12 protein-coding genes are annotated in these 18,435 nt (G+C 41.8%); 6 read left to right on the plus strand and 6 right to left on the minus strand.

The features are described from left to right. Window positions 1-213: 213 nt before the first annotated feature. Both ACYVIL_RS09995 and ACYVIL_RS10000 read left to right on the plus strand, forming a co-directional pair. Window positions 214-1,527 carry an ATP-binding protein gene (locus tag ACYVIL_RS09995; protein ID WP_460312354.1) on the plus strand — a complete coding sequence of 438 codons (1,314 nt, stop codon included), beginning with the start codon at window positions 214-216 and terminating at the stop codon, window positions 1,525-1,527. A gap of 226 nt (window positions 1,528-1,753) precedes the next feature. Next, window positions 1,754-2,863 (plus strand): ADP-ribosylglycohydrolase family protein, encoded by a 1,110-nt coding sequence (locus ACYVIL_RS10000; protein ID WP_460312355.1) that lies wholly within the window; start codon window positions 1,754-1,756, stop codon window positions 2,861-2,863. A 100-nt stretch (window positions 2,864-2,963) separates the two neighbouring features. Here the strand turns inward: ACYVIL_RS10000 and ACYVIL_RS10005 are convergent, their stop codons facing one another. After that, window positions 2,964-5,876: a metallophosphoesterase gene (locus ACYVIL_RS10005; protein ID WP_460312356.1), complete on the minus strand. Its 2,913-nt coding sequence runs from the start codon at window positions 5,874-5,876 to the stop codon at window positions 2,964-2,966. A gap of 345 nt (window positions 5,877-6,221) precedes the next feature. Between ACYVIL_RS10005 and ACYVIL_RS10010 the strand changes: the two genes are divergently transcribed. From ACYVIL_RS10010 to ACYVIL_RS10020, 3 genes are all read left to right on the plus strand, one after another. Then, entirely contained in the window at window positions 6,222-6,722 is a 501-nt protein-coding gene (locus ACYVIL_RS10010; RefSeq protein WP_303474674.1) for an RNA polymerase sigma factor, read from the plus strand. A gap of 84 nt (window positions 6,723-6,806) precedes the next feature. Beyond that, window positions 6,807-7,808, plus strand: coding sequence for a FecR family protein (locus tag ACYVIL_RS10015; RefSeq protein WP_460312357.1), 1,002 nt, complete (start codon window positions 6,807-6,809; stop codon window positions 7,806-7,808). A gap of 160 nt (window positions 7,809-7,968) precedes the next feature. Continuing rightward, window positions 7,969-10,821, plus strand: a complete 2,853-nt coding sequence (locus tag ACYVIL_RS10020) for a TonB-dependent receptor (protein WP_460312358.1) — start codon at window positions 7,969-7,971, stop codon at window positions 10,819-10,821. 26 nt (window positions 10,822-10,847) lie between these two features. Here ACYVIL_RS10020 and ACYVIL_RS10025 read toward each other — a convergent pair whose 3' ends face one another. Together ACYVIL_RS10025 and ACYVIL_RS10030 are read right to left on the minus strand one after the other, a co-directional pair. Further along, window positions 10,848-11,315: a hypothetical protein gene (locus tag ACYVIL_RS10025; RefSeq protein WP_303474671.1), complete on the minus strand. Its 468-nt coding sequence runs from the start codon at window positions 11,313-11,315 to the stop codon at window positions 10,848-10,850. Between the two features lie 158 nt (window positions 11,316-11,473). After that, on the minus strand, window positions 11,474-14,092 hold the full coding sequence (locus ACYVIL_RS10030) for a response regulator (RefSeq protein WP_460312359.1): 2,619 nt from the start codon (window positions 14,090-14,092) through the stop codon (window positions 11,474-11,476). 312 nt (window positions 14,093-14,404) lie between these two features. Between ACYVIL_RS10030 and ACYVIL_RS10035 the strand changes: the two genes are divergently transcribed. Further along, a complete protein-coding gene (locus ACYVIL_RS10035; protein WP_303474669.1) occupies window positions 14,405-14,593 on the plus strand; it encodes a hypothetical protein in 189 nt (62 codons plus the stop codon). 90 nt (window positions 14,594-14,683) lie between these two features. Here the strand turns inward: ACYVIL_RS10035 and ACYVIL_RS10040 are convergent, their stop codons facing one another. From ACYVIL_RS10040 to ACYVIL_RS10050, 3 genes are all read right to left on the minus strand, one after another. After that, window positions 14,684-15,874 (minus strand): HD-GYP domain-containing protein, encoded by a 1,191-nt coding sequence (locus ACYVIL_RS10040; RefSeq protein WP_460312360.1) that lies wholly within the window; start codon window positions 15,872-15,874, stop codon window positions 14,684-14,686. 99 nt (window positions 15,875-15,973) lie between these two features. Beyond that, complete coding sequence (locus tag ACYVIL_RS10045; protein ID WP_460312361.1) at window positions 15,974-16,315, minus strand: MGMT family protein; 342 nt, start codon at window positions 16,313-16,315, stop codon at window positions 15,974-15,976. Between the two features lie 17 nt (window positions 16,316-16,332). Next, window positions 16,333-18,330 (minus strand): tyrosine-type recombinase/integrase, encoded by a 1,998-nt coding sequence (locus tag ACYVIL_RS10050; RefSeq protein WP_460312362.1) that lies wholly within the window; start codon window positions 18,328-18,330, stop codon window positions 16,333-16,335. Window positions 18,331-18,435 lie beyond the last annotated feature (105 nt).

Here is an 18,435-nt window from a genome sequence, read left to right on the forward strand (position 1 = left end):
AATGGACCGGAAAAAAGCGAAACTATAACTTCATTTTTATCATGATATTGAAAATATAGTTTCACTATGAATGCCGCCGGATTAAGAGTAAAATAATCACCCAAACACTTTTATGCGCATAAAAATGTAAAATATCACACTTTTATGCGCGTAAAAATGTAAAACAGGTTATAGTATAGGCTGGTTAACAATCTTAATTGGCGGGAAATGACAATGCAGCGCAACTTACTCAACGCCCTAATAGCATGGAAAAATCAATCTGTGCGCAAGCCATTATTGATCGATGGCGCAAGACAAACAGGTAAAACCTATCTGCTGCAAGAGTTGTTTGGGAACACCTTTGCCAACATCCTTCGTATCGACTTCCTTGAAAATCCTGCCTACAAAGAAGCGTTCGATGGCTCACTGTCACCTGTCGAGTTAGTAATGAACATTGAGTTGTTAACCAACCAAGCGTTCAACCCAGAAACCGACCTGCTGATTTTAGATGAAATTGGTGAATGTGAACGTGCCGTTACTTCGCTTAAGTATTTTGCCGAAAAAGCACCGTCCTATTTTGTCGCAGCCAGCGGTTCGAACATTGGTTTGCTCAACACCTTCCCTGTGGGCAAGGTAGAACAATACAATTTACGACCACTGACCTTCCAAGAATTTATATACGCATCCAACGAGCAGGCACTGATCAAAGCATTTGATAGTCAAGCAAGCACACCGGCGGCGCACACTAAATTGATGGATAAACTAACAGACTACTTTTTTACCGGTGGTATGCCCGAAGCCGTTTCTGCTTGGTATCAGTTTAAAGATTCAAGCATTTTAGATCGGGTTGAAAGAGTCACTAAAATTCATGCCGATTTAGTAAAAGGTTATCGCCGCGACTTCGGTAAGTACGCGGGCAAGGTCGATGCCACACTGATTGAATCGGTGTTCAATAGCATTCCAGCGCAGCTATCACTTGTGAGTGATGAGTCTGTTAAACGTTTTAAATTTAAACATGTGCATGAGCGTAAATCTCGTTATAGCGATTTTGAAACCGCGATTCATTGGCTTAACTGTTGCCGCTTAGCCTTGCCAAACTATCCTATTGAAGGATTGCCGAAATCTCCTCTGGCGGCTTATAAAAAAGAGAATATGGTTAAGCTATTTATGTTTGATGTGGGCCTGCTCAATCATATGCTGGGCAGTAGCTATAAAGAGTTAAAGCAACAAAACTATGACTATAAAGGATATGTGGCAGAAAACTTTGTGCAGCAGGAACTCACCGCCATTGGCGTTGACCCAAGTTATTCATGGAATGACGCCCGCGCCGAAATCGAATTTATTTTGGCAACAGATGAAGGAGGTATCATCCCAGTTGAAGTAAAAAGTGGCAAACGTACAAGAGCAAAATCGCTGGCGTCCTACATTGAAAAATGCGCACCAAGTAAAACATTTAAGTTAACTGGCACACAAGGCTCATCAACTTCTGAACGAACCAATATCGTGATGCCCTTGTATTTCACCCAATATTTACCACAGAGATGGTAAAAGCGCTTTGACTATAATCTCGAAGTCCACACAAAGTGACTTTATGTGTAACAATTTTTAGATCTGAATTTTGACATTCGGCCTCTCAGCCAGTCAACGTTTAACCAGCACCGAAGGCTGGTTGCATTAAATAATGAAAAGTACTACTAAGTCTTAAAGACTTTCTCCCATGAATGCAGTTTGAGGGTTTAAACCACGTTAATAATGAAGTAAGAAGGTGTTTATTTTGTCTAAATTAATCATTAGTGAAACACAAGATAAGTTCATTGGTTGTATGCTCGGTGGAGCAATTGGGGATGCGTTTGGCGCGCCCGTGGAATTCATTTCACGGGAACGGATTATTGCCTTGCATGGTCAAGAAGGGGTGACTTCGTTACTACCGGCTTACGGAAAAGTTGGCGCCATTACCGACGACACTCAAATGACGCTTTTTACCGCTGAAGGTTTGCTAAGAGCCTATGTTAGGGGGAAATACAAAGGAACCACATCGTGGTTAGGCTGCATTGGTCATGCTTATCAGCGCTGGTTGCAAACTCAATCCTATGACTCACCTAGCAATCTCACCGTCAGCAATGATGGCGTGCTTTGGCAATACCGAGAGCTTCATGACCAACGAGCACCGGGTAACACCTGTCTAAATGCACTTAGCGTAGCAGGTGGGTTTGCAGAGTTGGCTTTAAATGATAGCAAAGGCTGTGGTGGCGTAATGCGTGTTGCACCTATTGGCTTATTTTGTTGGCGCTTAAAAGACAGTTTTAGTCTTGACGATTGTTTTAAGCTTGGCAGTGATGCCGCTCAACTCACTCATGGTCACCCTACTGGGTATTTAGCCGCTGGGGCGTTTTCTGCCATCATTTATCAACTATTAGAGGGTTATACCCTAGTCGACGCCGCACTTACCGTTATTCCATTACTTAAAGAGCAACGCAACTCAGAAGAAACAATCGAAGCCATAGAGCAAGCTCTAATGTTATCGAAAACAGAACGCGATTATGCAAAAGCAATTCAACAATTGGGCGAGGGGTGGATAGCCGAAGAGGCACTGGCCATTTCACTATATTGCACCATAGTCGCCAATAACTTTAATCATCTGATGACCATATCCGTTAGCCATGACGGTGATTCTGATTCTACTGGTGCTATCTCAGGAAATTTGTGGGGCGTGCTTTATGGTGTAAAAAGTATTGATGAGCAACTTGTTGAACAAGTGGAATTAACTGAAACTATTCAAGACATAGGCAAAGATTTGTTTGAGTTTCCGACTTGGGAGATAGGTCCGTATTCGTCGAATGGGGAATTCGAGGATCTCATTTCAACAAAATATCCGGGATACTGAATTACCCAATAAAAAAAGCCTATCATAATGATAGGCTTTTCAAATTTAGTAATCAGAGCGCAGTTGCGCGCTCATTACCCAGATTGGCTATTACTCAATCTTATTTTTCGATGACTGCGAACTTACCGTCGGTGTGCACAAATCCCCAAATAGTGTTGCTATCTTTCACATAGCCCCAGTAGCGTTGTTGGCAATTAGCCACTTGGTAACCACCTTCTGGATGTTGGTCAGTCAGTCTGTAATAGGTTGAGTAGTGGTCAGAGTAACCGCTTTCGACGTAACACTCATCAGCAAACGCCGGCACCCATGACTGTGTTGCTTCGTCATAGCGACCAATGGTTAAATCAGTCAAGGTATAGCCTTCAGGTGCGGTCATCACTAACGTCATGGCGTCGGCAAAATCTAAACCATCTGCCAGATAACGTCCGTTCCAGTTGGCGTCATTACCACTAGGATTACCGTTAGCAAGGTCAGGGTTCAATGATGCTTCAATATCGGTACCTTTCACAAATTTTCCATCACGTGTGGTGTGAGTTGGATTATTCACTTCTTCACCGTTTTGGTTAACATAGGTTAGTGAAGCAGACTCTCCCTCAGCCAAAACACCAGCATCGACGTCTACAACTGGAGCAATTAAATCACCATATTGGTTAAAGTACGAACCTTCCTGGGTTTGGTTTCCACTGAGGTATAACACGTCAGATAAAGTGGTAGCGTCGCTATCCACAAACCAACTCATGGAGAATAATTCACGCAGACGTTCCACTTCACCTACAGTAGCGGCATATGAGCTGTTGTAGGTCAGGTTGTAGCCATCGATGATGGTTGCTTGTGAGCCTATATAGCCATCTTCCGCTGGTGTTTCAGAATGGGCATAATAATTTTGGTCAGGCGCAACCACTCTAACGGTTGCGTCAGTGGTACGGGTGTTTTCATCTAACACTTGCCATTCAACTTCGTTACAAGTTTCAGTTGTACTTGCGCCAGCTACCATGTAGTCGCCAGAGTACGTACACCATGCATTTGTATCGTAATCATAATGAGCGCCCAAGTTCATATCCACTTCAGTCAGTGTATGGTCAGCGTAGTATGCTTTGCTGGTAATCTGACGACCGTTAACTTCAACAACCACAAATGAAATGCCATTTCCTAAATCAGACGTTACGCTTGCGTACTTGGTCCCTTCGCTGTTGGTTAAATTTCCCCCAGTGATGGAGTCATAAAAGTTGTTAATGAATAATCCCGTTTCATGGTCATCGTGCATACCGTATAAATCTTCGTAAGCTTTCCATGATGCATTGCCACCGATGATTTGAGTGAAGCCATTGGCGGTATCTTTATCATCAGAGGTGGGGTGAATTAAACTACGAGAGTACTGATGATCATGTCCTGCAATATAAGTAACTTGGTAATTGTTGAACAAGTTTAATATGTCCGCAGCCAGGCCAGGCTCTGCTTCATCTTGCAACTGTAAGTAACCCAATTGGCCGATATCGTAACCATTTAAGCTTGGCTCTTCTAGCTCTTCGTATGCACTAGTTGCGTTCTCTAAGGCATTGCTATAAACCGCAATTTCTTCAGCAGATGCACTATTTGCAACGGCATTATCTAAGGTTGCTTGAGCCGCTTCTTTAGCTTCTTGTAAAGCAATTCGTTCAGCTACATATGCATCGTAAATTTCAACTTGATAGGTTTGAGGACGCTTTTTAGTTGATAGCGGCTCATGCCCAAACGCCACAACATGATCTACGTCTTCGGCGTTGGCGATAATAACTTCTTTCAACCAGTCTCTCAAAATAGTCCATGTACCTCTATAAGCGCTGCTATATAGCTCTGCAAAATAGAAATCTAAAGCGATAAACATGGTTTTATCTTCAATGAAATAATAAACCAAGTCTTCTGCACCAGGGAAACCAATGGCTTTACCATTGTCTAAATGTTCGCGAACTAAGGCACCAGTATATGCTTGATACAGTCTATAACCTTGGTCAAAATCAACCTGCTCATAACCTTCATAAGGGTTAATATCATTGTAAACATTATTGACTGACTGACGTTCCCACTCTTGTTCGTTGGTAAACCATGCTGGCCAGTTTCTACCATTAACAACTTCGTGATTACCCCGTGCAGGAAAGATACTGACTCCAGCGTCGGTCAATGGTCCTGCAACTTTCTCCATCCACTGCACATAGTCAGACTCAGCTCGGTACTCAGTGATATCACCAGTTGCTAAAACTAAATCAACATCTAGCTCTATCATTTTATCGGTAACGGCTTCTACTAAAGGTAAAGGCAGGACTTTCCAGTCAGGACCAAAATCTTTACGATCTTCAGGCGCAACAACAATAGGTTCGCCGGCACTATCTACTTCAATATATGGGTGGAAAGGGTCTTCAACATTAACTAAGTAGCTAACACCATCTTCATCCCAATCGTTGGCTTTTACCGCGTCATTTTGACTTTCAGTGCCCGCATCGTAATAACCATCACCGTTGTAGTCTACGCCAACGTATTCTTTGATGGACAAGGTGTTACCGTCTTTATCAACGTCAACATACCACGACATATTGTCATCATCTCGGCCTTGAGTATCCGGGAAAATAGCAAAACGTAAAATCTTATCTGAATCTTCAGTTAAGATATTCGCACCGGAAGTGGCGTTACTTCCCAAAATAGGTGCTTGCGCCGTTAAAGCATCGAGGGTTGTTTGCAAGGCTTCAATTTCGGCCTGTAACCCAGCAATATCCTCATCAGTTGTGGCACTGTTGGATGCTTCCTGTAAGGCTACTAACTCTGCAGTCATGGTGTCTATCTGTGCTTGCATTGCAGCAACAGTCGCGTTCAAGGTAGCAACTTCTGCTTCATTGGCAGTATCTATGTTGTCGAGTTCGCTTTGTAACTGTTCAACTTGCGATTGCAGTGCACTCACTTCAGCGTCGTTGTCGTCGCCAATGTTACAGGCACTCAGCACGCTTACAGCGGCTAAGGTTAGCGTGAATTGTTTCAACTTCATGGTAATTTCCTCATTAAAATAATAGTTTTGGGCGAACGTCACTCCGCTTTTTGGGTGACATTACACAAGCTTCTTTGCCCATAAGACGGCGCTAAAATTAATAAGGGGACAGTGTTTTTTTTATATTTTTCAAACAGGAAATTGTCACCAAAATGTCACAATAAAACCGTATTATCGCGCTCCCGCGTAGTTGTAATGCTGAATATTAATTGGCCTGATTAGCATGTTTTCACTGACTGGTTTCATCTAATTTTTTAGATAAATTTCAAAGTGTTAGTGGTATCGCCAAATGAAGCGTTAGGATTGCCTCGTATTTCGACTTTATAAGTTCGAGCGGATATTCTTATGAAAAAAAATGATCCTTTCGTTAAGCTGATGCCCAAGATTAGAACCTTTGTTCAAGCACGTACCCAAAACGTTGACGTGACTAACGACGTGCTGCAAGAAACTATGTTGCGGACGATTCGTAATAATGCAAAGCAAGATTCAGAACAAAAGTTAGATAATCCCCTCGCATACTTGATTACGGTTGCCAAATCAGCGTTATTTGATCATTGGCGAACGGAAAAAAAACATCTAAGCCAATCAGATATGGTCGACGAGCACACACAAGGTCTGGGCTTAGAAGATAATTTCATTAATTTAGAGCGGGTGAAAATACTATCCAAAGTGATGGAAGATATGCCGCCTTTGCGCCAGCAGGTTTTTAGAATGCGCCGCATAGATGGGATGAGTAGAGAAGCAATAGCAACAGAGTTAGAGTTATCCGTAGAGTCTGTAAAAAAGCACATTAATCGTGCCATGGTAGATATTGCTTTATGCGCGGAAAAAAATGAATGGAAATAAGCATAAAAAATGTCACCTTTCCAAACAATTAGACGTTTAATAAAGAAAATGAAGCAAAATCACCAGGTACATTGAGAACAGTACATGAACAAACAAACATTAGAACAAGCCGCAGATTGGTTTGATCAACAAGACTCTCTTGAGGGTGCACAAGCAACGGAATTTAAGCATTGGTTGGCCACCCCCGAAAATGCTGACGCATACCGCAAAATCAGTCAATTAATGCAGTCTGCAGAAGTAAACGCGGTACTCAACAATAATCTGACAAGCACAATAAGCACTGAAACCCACGAAAAGGATCCCTCTCAGAATAAAGGTAAATCCAAAGTTTTTAGCTTCTATCAATTCAACCCAATCAACATAGCTGCAAGTTTGCTATGTATCGCATTTATTACCTCATTTTTTATTTTTCAGCAAAACACAACTAATGATTCTTCGTCATTAGTCGCTGTACCCAAGCCAATATATCAACAGCAGTTTCAAGCCCCTGTAGGTTCTCGTTCATCGCAAGTTTTGCAAGATGGCACGCAAGTTCACTTGAACGCTGATAGCCAACTGGAAGTGCAGCAAACCAGTACTTCTCGTTATGCCCAAATGACCCATGGACAAATATATTTTGATGTTGCTAAAGACAAAACACGTCCGTTTGTGATTGATGTGGGGGAGTTACAAATACGGGTACTGGGTACAGCATTTGATGTAGACCATACCAATGCGCGTACTTTGATTAGCGTTTATGAAGGCAGAGTGCAAATAAACGCAGATGACGTATTTACCTTAGTTAAAGGCGAACAACTTATAGTGGAAAACGGTCGAGGCAGTAAAGTCACTTTCAAACAGTTGGCCATGCTACCGGCATGGCGCAGCGGTTGGTTAGAAGTTGAACAACAACCACTGCAAGACGTAGTCGCGCATATGCAACGATATATTGAAAAGCCGGTTGAGATTGTCACTCAAGATCTACTAAATCGTAAAATTAGTGGTCGTTTCCCACTTGATAAAGCGGAACAATCCTTGGCGTTAATAGCCAGTGCGCACCAATTCACCGTGACCTATGAAGCCAATAAGATCTTGCTTAGCAAATAAGAAAATATCCATCCAATTTGCGTATAGTATTCTAATCGCAGGGATGCGATTGCCAGGGTCTTGTTTTGCTAGTCTAGATACATACAATAATCGACAATTCCGCCGTTATATTCCGACGCATTACCTATTATTGAGTTTGTTTTGTTGTATGCCGCCAGCAATGGCAAAAAATAGCAATTATTTACAGGAAGATGCTCAAAAAGAGCAATTTATTCGAATTCAAAACAGCTCTATTGATGCGGCAATGAAACGCCTATCGTCCGTTTACCAAGTCCCCGTTGTGATCAACGGAGTCAGCGATAAAACGGAAACTAACATTAATATTGAGGGTTTTTATAGCCTCACGGTAGCATTGGATAAGATCACCAGTAATAGCCTTTGGAATTACAATATCACCCCAATTGGCATTGAAGTATCCCGTTCAGCCAAACAAGTTTCAACGCCTTCCCAAAGCCACATCAATGAAATCATAGTAACGGGGCTTCGTGCATCTTTAGATAAAGCAAAACAACTAAAAACCCACACTGTGGCGGTGTCAGATGCCATTGTATCTGACGATATGGCAAATTATCCCGATATAAACATGGCTGAATCACTGCAAAGAATCCCGGGCGTGGTGATCACCAGAGAAGCCGGGGAAGGCCGCCAAGTTTCCCTACGTGGCACCTCGCCGGATTTCACCTTGGTCACCATAAATGGCATGCCTGTGCTGGCAAACAATGATTCCCCCATGGACAGTCGGGTGCAAAAGCAACATGATCGCTCATTTGATTTCAACGTGTTTTCATCTGAACTATTTAGTCAAGCGCAAGTATTAAAATCATATAGCGCAGAGCAAACGACCGGCGGGCTAGCAGGCACATTAGCATTGCAAACCCAACGTCCATTTGCGCAAAAAGGATTCCAATTTGTGGTAGCGCCGCAACTTGGAATGAATGAATACTCTAGTAACGCCGCGCCGCGGATAACAGGATTGATCTCAAATACCTGGGGAAATTGGGGGGCATTGTTGTCGGCCTCCTACGGCAAACGATTTGTTGAGGAACGTGGGGCAAATACAATTAGATGGCGGGCAATCTCCCCTAGTGGCATTTCATTAGACTCGTTATCTTTAGAAGTACAACAAGCCTTCGCTAATAATGACGTTATCATGCCCCGGGGGAATCGTTATTCTCTTTGGCGAAGTGAACAACAAAGACGTGGGCTAAACGTGTCCTTTGAATACCAGAATGACAAAGCTAACGCACGTTTAGACATTCTCCATGCGGTGTTAAGTGCCAATAGAAATGAGTTCCACCTATATCCGCGCGGCGAGCAATCAACCCCTATAATAACCGGCATAACTGAATTTGTAGATGCGCAACTAAATGCCAATAATGAACTAGTCTATAGTGTTTACAATAATGCCAGAGTAGCAACAGAAAGCCGTGCACAAAGTACCGAAACAGTCTATAAACAGGCAGTATTCAACAGTTCATTTCCCCTATCCAACAAATGGTCACTGGATATACTGCTAGGGTTAGAAAAGTCTAACTATGACATTCCCACCAGCAACAAAATTTATACCCAAGGCATGTCAGATATTAGTATTGATTACCGCGCAGACCGCTTTTTTGCAGACATTCAATATGGTAGTGATCTCAGCCAACAAGACCTATGGGAAATGCGCGAAATTGATTTAGAAGAGTATTTTGCAACCACCCGCTATCAACACGGAAAAATAGCCTTGAACTACCAGGCCTCACCGAATATTTTGTGGCAATGGGGAGTTGAACATACCACCTTTAACACCCAAACATTATCGGTTTATCAAGGTAATTTATTGTTGGATGAATGGTCGACAACAACTCAATCTTTGCCTTCTGATTATACCCAACTTGTTGATTCTCATCCTAATGTCAATTGGTTGGGCTTACAAACCCACAAGGCAATTCAACACTTTGGAATTGATCCCTATTCACTGGCTAACAATAACGCCTTAATTGAACAGTCTGAGGATGATTTAAAAGAACAAAAATCCTCTGCATTTTTTACCATGCAGTGGCAATACGATAAATTTTTAGTAGTAGCGGGAAGTCGTTATCAACAGGAAATAACCGATGTGACTAATCCTTTTACTGGTCAACATCTCAGCTACAAACATGTAAATTGGTTACCTAGTGTGAACCTGATTTGGCAACCATCATTAAGTTATACTCTTAGATTCAGTGTGTCTCGTAATTTAGCCAATCCATCACTTAGGGATTTAAAAGGCTATGCCAATTATGATCCTACAGAGCAAACTATATATGCCTCAAATCAAAACTTGCAGCCCTATTCCTCGACGAATCTTGACCTTTCTTTTGAGTGGGAGGCAAAGGAGCATATATCATTCACCCTAACGCCTTTTTATAAATCGATTGATGATTTCATAGCCCCGAAAGCAAGCTCATTAACCTTTGCAGAAACTGGGTTAGAAAATATATGGGAAACTGACAACCTAACTGATAACTCTGTTATCACCCTAGTCACCAATCAAAATGCAGAATCTGTGTCTTTAGTCGGATTTGAAACAATGTTGCGTTATGAATGGTCTTATTTGCCATCTATTTGGCAACATATGGGCCTCATCGGCCACGTAAACTATACGGATGGAACAAAAAACTACTTTAACAACGATGGTGAGTTTTTGTTTAACAAGGCGTTACCTTTTTTATCCAAAAAAACCGCTGCTATCACTTTATATTACGACGATAAAACCCTTAGCGGGCGAATCTCTGCATCTTATCGAGACAATTATATTCATCAGGTCAATCCAGAGACCTTAGAAGACGAAGATGAAACCGGTTTTCATGCAACCTTGTATATTGACGCGAGTTTTAGCTTACAGTTGAGCAAACAGTGGCAATTCACTTTAGAGGCACAAAACCTCAGTAACGAACGAGAAGAGCAGTACAGTGACGCTGCTGATCGCCCTTACAATTCAACCACCAGCGGTCGTACCTTTTATCTGGGCTTATTATATAAATATTGAACTCGTATGATGTTAATTGGTTACCCCTACAAACATCTTTGCTGCTGAAATTTATTCTCACTGGCAACCCTAATTAAGCGTTTTACATTCTCAATTTTTGACATAAAGCCTTCAATCTTTTGATATTCATCTCGATAGCTCATTCTGCCGAGGACGCCTTTTTTAGCAAATAACTTGAGCTCAGGTTTTAGCTGCTCGTTAATCGATTGAATCTTAGCTAGGGTTTGATTTTGCACCTCGATGCTCTGTTTCGTAAACTTGCTAACAAAACATTGGCATAAATCGACACTTTCGGTTTTACTGGTTTTTCCATCGAATAACCCCAAAAGCTCTTCACCGCTAATATCGTTCAACACTTGAAACTGCGCCATATAATTTACAATGGAGTATTGGTTTTTATCTTTACAACTTGCGTAAAGGGTATCAACGGTGAGCTGTTTACTGCATGCGCTTACCAGGGTAGAGATGAATAATATCAAGGCCAGAACTTTCACTTTACTTCCTTTTAATGAGCCGAGTAATTACGTCGAAGGGAACGAAAAGGCAGTATAACCAATTGGTTAGGTTAGTACGAATACTGAGTGAAACCATTGTTTTTACTGACGCGATTACCCAGCCCCCCAGTGCCGAAATTCTGGTGGCTCGTTTAAGATTAACTTAATTGCGGATTACCGGCACGGGTTTCTCTCATTAATTGGGTTAGCTGTTCAAGGCTTTGAGTCGCTTTGTTGTATTGCTCTTGAGCAAGGTTATCTTCTACTTGTTTAGCTAATTCACTGATGCTGTCAAATCCATAGCTCCCTGCAGAGCCTTTTAATTTGTGCATAAGCTGCTGTACTTCATACCAATTTTGCTGATTAACGGCAACCTGGATATCGGATATTTTGCTCTCAAAGCCTGTTTTATAGTCTTCAATTAAACGCTCAAACTCGCTACTAGGCTGAAGGCCTTGTTGTTCATTTTTATTCAGCGAATCCAAGTCCATTAATTCCCTAAGTTTTGCGTAAAATGCTTCGGTCTTAATCGGTTTACCAAAATGAGCTGTTGCTCCTGCCTGCATCACTTGTTTAATACTTTCGCTGTCGACATTGGCCGTGAGCATTAAAATAGGACATTGCATACCCGAGTTTAATAATTGACGAGTTGTTTCTAAACCGTCCATATCGGGCATTTGCATGTCCATTAACACCAAATCAAAGTGATGTTGCTTGGCTAGCTCTAATGCTTGCAAGCCGCTGCTAGCTAAACTAATTTTCACACCGGTTTTTCTGAGAAGATAGGCCACCAGTTGCAAATTGTCTTGATTATCGTCTACACACAGAATGTGTCCTGACAAACTTGGTATTTTCACCTCGTTGTGCTGATACTGTAAAGCGATGGCGTCGGCCTCTTTTTGGGTTGTGAGCATTGCCTTATTTTGGGCTTCAGACCAAGGTAGATAAACGGCGAACTGGCTACCTTCCCCCTCCTGAGAGGTAACTTTAATATGCCCGCCCATAATTTCAATGAGTTGTTTGCTGATATATAAGCCGAGTCCGGTACCGCCATATTTACGATTAATCGCCGAACTTCCTTGAGAAAAAGCTGTAAAGAGGCGCAATTGTTGCTCTTCACTCATTCCCACACCACTATCAGACACAACAAAAATTAAACGTCGTTTATAGCTGTCAAAATAAACCTGTAACTCCACCTTGCCAACATCGGTGAACTTGATGGCGTTATTGCATAAATTAAGCAGTATTTGTTTTAATCGAGTAGGATCCGTATTGATAAAGCGCGGCAAAGGAAAGTTGAGTTGCAAATTAAACTCTAAGTTTTTTTCTGCTGCAAAACGCCCCATATAAGACTGAACTTCATTTAACAAACTCACAGTACAACTATCCGTATTTTGCAGGTGAATTTTTCCCGCTTCAATCTTAGACAGATCTAAAACATCATTTATAATATTTAACAAATATTGGCCGCTACTGTTTATCGCTTGTGTTGCTTGTTGCTTTTCCAGAAGGCTTGCCTGGGCATCGTCTAACACTTGGGTATAACCGATAATGGAGTTCAGTGGTGTGCGAATTTCATGGCTGACGTTGGCTAAAAACCGATTTTTTGCTTCATTGGCAGACTTTGCCAATTCTTGTTCTTTTTGCACAATTTCAATTTGATATTTCGCTTTGTTAGTTTGCCTGATTTCTTCAGCCTGATCTTTTATCTTTTGTTCACGCTCCATCACCGCTTGCTGCATATTCCCAAACTCCAACGCGAGTTCACCCAGCTCACTTTTCTCTGAGACCTGGATCTTTTCACTGTACTTACCACTGGCAACCAACTTAGCCGCATCAAGAAGTCGGCCTACTGGTCGGGTTATACTGCGTGCGATGTAGTACGAGCCGATAACCGCTAATAGTAAGCCCAAAGCGAAGAAAGGGATTAGCTCAAACATAAACTGGCGTAACGTTTTCAGCCAAGATTGAATTGAGTCTTGCAATACCACCACAAACTGACGACGGTCATCTTCAAATAATACAAATGGCAGTAATACAGTGTCATGGGTGTCTAGGGTTTGGAACTCGATGGCGCGACTTTGGTCAGGCAACATTAAGCTGGAGTTTCTAATGGCGTCATTGAGTAAATCATCATTGCTTACAGTAGATAATGGCAGCAATGCCTGATTATCACTCACAACGGTAAGGTTGATATCAAGGGAAATTAAACTTTTAATTCGGTTAAACAAGGTCAAGTTAAGCTTTTTGCCCATGATGAGCCAGCCAATCACACCGGGGGCTCTAATCGGTTCGGCAGAAACCAAAAATGGCTCATTTCCCATCATGGTGATCCAAGCTTGGTGTTTTTGTTCATCACTTAATTCTCGACCCAAGGCTTGGGCAACTTGGCTGTCTTGCCCACCATATTGAGAAATGAGGGTAAACTTTTTATCTAGCACCAAGGCGACGTCGGCGTCTATACGACTGCCAAAGTTAAATAAAATAGTGCGGATTGATTCTTTGTCTTCTCCTTGGCCAATAGCGCTGCGTAAAGCCCAGTCTTTTGACACAGTTTCGACGTTTAGATCTAACTGGGATTTAGCATTTGCCAGCTCGTTCAAAAATACATTACGGCCGACGTTCAAACGTGATAAAAACTGGCGTTCAGCTTGATTATAGGCGGCGTTGTAAATACTCAATAAGGTTAGCGTAAACACCATACTAAACAGACTCACCACCAGCACAAATATCTTAATTTGTAGCGGCGTCCAGATTAAATGTTTGCGTCTGCCCATAATTGGTTTCACTTTAAAATCGAGTAATTTAATTAACAATGAAAAGAGTTGGCATTGAAGTACGACAGGTTATTTGCCCTCTCTTTAGGTAACTCTAACAGAGTGACCCGAGCCCCTTTACATTACTTTCATTGAATTAGATGTATATTTGACACTACCTGTCAGAGTTTTTAACAGGCCCTTCAAGCACCCACGTCACCTGGAACACCTAACTCATTGTTTTTAATAGAAACACAAAACTTGGTTCGATTTATGCTGCTTTAAAATAGTACAGTTTTTTTGATTGGTAACTCCAGAAGTATCAGGTGAAGTATGTCTTGTTTAACTCGAAAATTGCAGCAAAATTTAACACGTTATGTCAAAAAGCACAGTGCTTATATTGCCGATAAGCCAGTAGAATGTGTAAAAGAAGAGTTAGTAGATAAGGGCCTTTGTCCATCACACATCACCGATGACCAAATGCGCGAAATATTACGATGTGCATATCAGTCTGGAAAATAGCCAGGAAGCAATTTACAACCAGTAGTCATTTCAGTGCACCTAGGTTGTGAATGCTCGATTAGGCATTAGCTCGGATTAGATGAGTGCGCATTAGATGGCAATATTTTCTTCGAAATAGCGATTGAAGTCGATGTCAAATTGACTAGGCTTGACCCCTTTTTCGACCTTCATTTGACTGTGCGCTAGATCGATCTCTTTAATTGGTAAATAGTTACCGGTGCGAGCAGAGTAGAATATTTTCACGACGGGTTTTAATGGCGCAACGTCATTGCAGGTCACCACCATAGCAACTTGTTCGTTATTTAGCTTCACTAAGCTGCCAACCGGGTAGACACCCACACATTTAATAAACTTCTGAACTAAAGTCTGATCGTACATCACCGGTGAATCAGCCAATAGTATTTTTAGGGCTTTTTGAGAAGACATGCCAGGTTTGTAACAGCGATCAGCCGTTATCGCATCGTAAGTATCAACGATGGCTATCATACGACCATAGGAGCTAATTTCATCCCCTCTTAGTCCTTCGGGATAACCATATCCGTCGAGACGCTCGTGATGCTCCGACATGATTTTAATAATATGTTCGGGTAGCCCCATTTCTTCTAAGGTTTGAATCCCATGAAAGACATGATCGCGCATAATATTCATTTCCGGATCGGTAAGTCGACCGGGTTTATGCAATATACTATCTGGAATTTTGATTTTACCAATATCATGTAAAAAACCCGCCAATGCGAGCTCTTGCACTTCAATTTCCTGTAATCCAACAAATTGCGCAAAATTTGCAAGCAATATCGCCACATTGAGGGAATGCTCCAGTAAATAACTGTCTTTTTCTCGGATTTTAGTTAAGCACATCAAGGCATTGGGGTTGCGATCTATTGAGCCAACTAACTGTTCAGTAAATTCTTTAGGCAGTTTCAAATCAATTGGTAAGCCTTTGGCGACCAATTTAAACATCCTATTTTGAATGACTTTACCTTTTTCGTGTAATTGCTTAGCCACAACAATTTCACTATCAAACGAAATATGATCCTTGGGTTTAGCTGGCGCTGTCTGTTCAGGAGAAGGGGGGGTATCTGGGCTTGACTCAGGTTCAGGCACAAACTCTTTGCTGGGATCTATTAACAGCCGGACAATACCTTTTTTCTTCAATTGGCCAACAATAGCGCGCTTAGTCACCTTTCCTTGGCTTTTGATTTTCATATTACCGCGCTGTTCAACAATCCCTTGAACGTACATGCCTGGCTTCAATTCATCAATTGAAATTTCTTTTAACACGGGTCAAAAACTCGTTGCTTAAAACAGTTACACTTAAACATAAACCACGCTGCTGTTTGGTACAAGAAAATTTATATAATCCTTAAATTTATCAGATATTTAGTAGGTCAATTTAAACAGCAGTTCTGCCAAGTCAGGCTGCCATTGAAATTCTTTCAGTTTCACTCTATTACTCAATACTGCAACATTCTCTTGTTGTAATAGCCCAGTTTGCTCATTCGATTTTTCACTTTGCGCCGGAAAGGCAATTTTACCGTCAGAACGAAGCACCCGATACCAGGGTACTTGCAGCGAATCAGGGGCATAACCCAAGGCTTTACCCACTAAACGAGCGCGCCCCGGTAAACCCGCTAAATCAGCAATTTGCCCATAACTGGCAACCCTACCTATAGGGATCTGTAAAACCGTATTCCAAATTCGTTCATAGTGTTGGTGATTCACGATTTTATACTTTTAAGCTAGTCTGCTAACGGATACTGCAAATTCAGTTGCTCAACGTCAACCGGCTCACCACGACGGTTAACCTGACGGTACAAACTTAGATCTGTGGGACTGACAAAACCAGCCACTTGCTCTAAATCATTGAGTCTCGCTCCCTGTAGCACCAAATAGGTTAAATAAGTATGTCGCAACGCCGCTACCGAAAACTGCTCCGCAAATGCTAACCCCGCATCATGGGCAATATTTATCATCATCTGATCAAGCTGTTGCGCGTCTAACCGTCCACCTAATAGCAGACTATCTTGTGCTTGATTCACCCTTAGGTTTTCAATTATTTGCAAACATTCAGCGCTTACACTCACGCTTCTAGCATATTCACCAGGTATCTCTAGAGACTGGGTGTCTGGGTCAATATCTTGGATTTTCACATGGAGCAATTCAGTGGGACTCACACCATTTAACATCAACGAAATAGCCAATTTTCCATCACGATTTGCCACTTTATATAAACTTTCAACTTCAGACTCAGATAACAGTCGAGCAGCGGTTGGTGTAGTGGCTTGTGCCAATTGCAAAGGCGTTTGTTGATGACCCAATTGGGCGTGTTTTTGCTGTTCTAAAGCATGTTGTGCCGCTACTTGCTGCTCCAGGGTTAGTCCAGATGAAGGCGGAACAACATTATAACTAGTCATGGTCGGTGCAGGAGTTTTTTGACGATGGATAAAACTGAATATCAACAAAGCAAATAGACTCACCAATACCGCTGCGGCAAGTGCAATGGCGGAATCACGCCAATAATTTGGCGATATAGGATAAGTGGGCACAAAAGGTTGCTCAAGGACGTTAATCTTAGCTTGGAAGGGTTTTTGGACTTCCGTTTCAACCAGTTGATCCTTTAATTGCTGAGCTTGTTCCTGTAACTGATTTAGGGAACGATTCAAGCGACCATATTCTTTTAATTTCTGATTAAAAATGAGGGCGTCTTTGCCCAATTCATCTAACTGTATTTCCAATTGCTTTTGTTTTTGCTCAGAGGCCACAACCGTGCGTTGCAGGTCTTCTAAATATCGCTTTTGGCTTTCAGCGGCTTCTGCGTCATAACGCGTCTTCAATTCTTGCAGTCGGCGCTTTTTATTCACAATACTCGGATCTAATTCCATGTACTCAGGGGTATACCGTTGCGACAACTCGTAAAGCTCAGCTTCTCTATCTCCGATGGTAGTGCGAATACCGTCTAGCCTATTTTTATCCCCAGGATGAATAACTGAATCTCCTTGGGCGATACTTTGTTTCACACTTTCTAAGGTGGCTGTCGCTTCCGCTTGTTGGGTCTCTGCCGTGTCTAACGCTGCTCCCATACTTTTAATCTTTGACAACGCGCGGTTTTCATCGCGCTCCATAGAAATAATGTTATTTTCTTCGCTATACTGCTCAACTAAATCACGCTGCTCAATGATCTTTTGTTCTAACGCTAGAAGCTTTTCCTGCCCTAATGATAAGTCCTCTACGGTGTTTTCCTGAGTTTCTTCTTCTAATCTGGCTAAATACAAAGCTAACCACTGTTCAAGCACAGGTTGTAGATGATTTTTATTTTCACCGGTTGTAAACAAATTAATAATACGGCTATCAAGGTGCTCTTCGGTAGACACCATATTGGCCAACTCTTCGGTGCTTAAATTTAGCGAATATGATTGAGCAAGCTCAGTACTTAAACTGTCTAAAATTCGGTTGCTGGTGAGGCGTTTATTGTTGAGGGTTATTTGCTCTTCAGGTACTGCAGTTTGTTGATTGTTAAGTTGTTGAGCATAGCTAAAGTGGATTATTGCTTGGCTTTGATAGATAGGTGAACGGCTCCAAATCCAAATCATAGCGACCACAAATACCAGTAGGAAACTGAGACTCAACACCCACCATTTTTGTTTTTGTAGCTTTTTACTTTCTTCCTCTGAACGCCGATCCGAACTGTCCGTTCCGAATTGTGGCGGGATCACTTCCACGTTTTCACTAAATGACATGTTTTATATCCATATTCCATAAGCGTAGGTTTGAGTTTAAAACAAACACACGAAGATTTTTATACCCAATAGATTATCAGCTATAGTAAGGCTCTGCGAATGATA

The sequence above is a fragment of the Aliiglaciecola aliphaticivorans genome, from assembly GCF_054782055.1.